The 1,394-nt window shown below is 57.7% G+C and carries 1 protein-coding gene; it reads left to right on the plus strand.

Going from position 1 to position 1,394, the window contains the following annotated elements; all coding sequences use genetic code 11:
* The first annotated feature begins 121 nt into the window (after positions 1-121).
* Complete coding sequence (locus tag QCE73_RS39325; protein ID WP_187609813.1) at positions 122-1,132, plus strand: IS110 family transposase; 1,011 nt, start codon at positions 122-124, stop codon at positions 1,130-1,132.
* Positions 1,133-1,394: the final 262 nt, after the last annotated feature.

Here is a 1,394-nt window from a genome sequence, read left to right on the forward strand (position 1 = left end):
TGTCAGAGCTTTTTAGATGGAATGGTCGCCTCCCGCCTTAACGGTCAGCCGTCGCCCGAGTTCCGTTGACCGGAGCGTGGGACATTGCTGGTTCGGCATGTCCGCCGCAAAGGAGAATCAGATGGAATCCTCGACCATTGCCATCGATCTGGCCAAGCGCGTCTTCCAGATTCACTACGTCGATACTGAGACCGGCGCGATATACAGCAAGGCGCTTAAACGTACGCAACTCGTGCCGTTCTTCACGAACCGGCCGGCATGCCGGGTTGTCATGGAAGCCTGCGGCAGCGCTCATCATTGGGCCCGAACTCTGGCACGACTCGGCCACGATGTGCGCCTGATAGCGGCTCAGTTCGTACGTCCGTTCGTGAAGTCGAACAAGAACGACGCGGCTGATGCCGCCGCAATCTGGGAGGCTGCCCAGCGCCCTGGCATGCGTTTCGTCGCGGTCAAGACCGAAGATCAGCAGGCCATGCTTGCGCTGCACCGGGTCCGTCAGCAACTTGTCCGAATTCGCGTCATGCAGATCAATCAGCTTCGCGGATTGCTCTACGAATTCGGCATCGTACTGCCACAAGGCCGTCGCCCATCGATTGAGGCTGCAAAAGCGGCTCTAGCGTCATTAGCTGACCAGCTTCCGGTCATGCTGACGGACAGTCTGCAAGATCAACTCTCGCGGCTTCGCATCCTCGACGAGCAGATCGAACTGCTCGAACGTCGCATTCAGGAATGGCGGCGCAACGACGAAGCATGTCGTCGCATCTCCGAAATTCCCGGCGTCGGTGTTCTTACTGCGACCGCTGCAGTATCCGCGATTGGACAGGCGAAGTCGTTCCGCTCCGGGCGAGAGTTCGCTGCTTATCTCGGTTTGGTGCCGCGACAGAATAGCTCCGGAGGCAAACCGAAGCTTGGAGGCATCAGCAAACGTGGTGACGTGTATCTTCGAACGCTGCTGATTCACGGTGCTCGAGCGGTGATTTCAAGCTCAAAGCATTTGCCGGAGCGATTGCGGCTGTTGTTGGCTCGACGGCCAACGAACGTCGTTGCCGTCGCACTCGCCAATAAGATGGCACGCACGATTTGGGCTCTCCTAGCCTATGGACGAACGTATCAAGCCCCACCCATGCCGTAACGCAAGCTACGCAGATTCGAACCCATCCACGGTTGCACAGGTAGATTGAACGATGGCAAGACAGGTTGGACCGCGCAAAGGCAAGCCTGAGACATTACTCGGACATCAAGTCCGCTTTTTAGATTAGGACCTTTGCGGCGAAATCCATCGGGGCCGGCGGGCACGCCCGCGATCGAGTCCGGATATAAGTCCGCAACCACCCTCCTTGCCACGCACAATTACCTTGCAAATGGGAGGCGACCATATAAGTAATGTCGGGTTT

This window comes from Caballeronia sp. LZ029, assembly GCF_031451275.1.
Classification (GTDB): Bacteria; Pseudomonadota; Gammaproteobacteria; order Burkholderiales; family Burkholderiaceae; genus Caballeronia; species Caballeronia jiangsuensis.

What these genes read in the sequence shown, in the direction of transcription:
- QCE73_RS39325 (WP_187609813.1), top strand. Translation starts at nt 122, where the DNA reads ATGGAATCCTCGACCATTGCCATCGATCTGGCCAAGCGCGTCTTCCAG.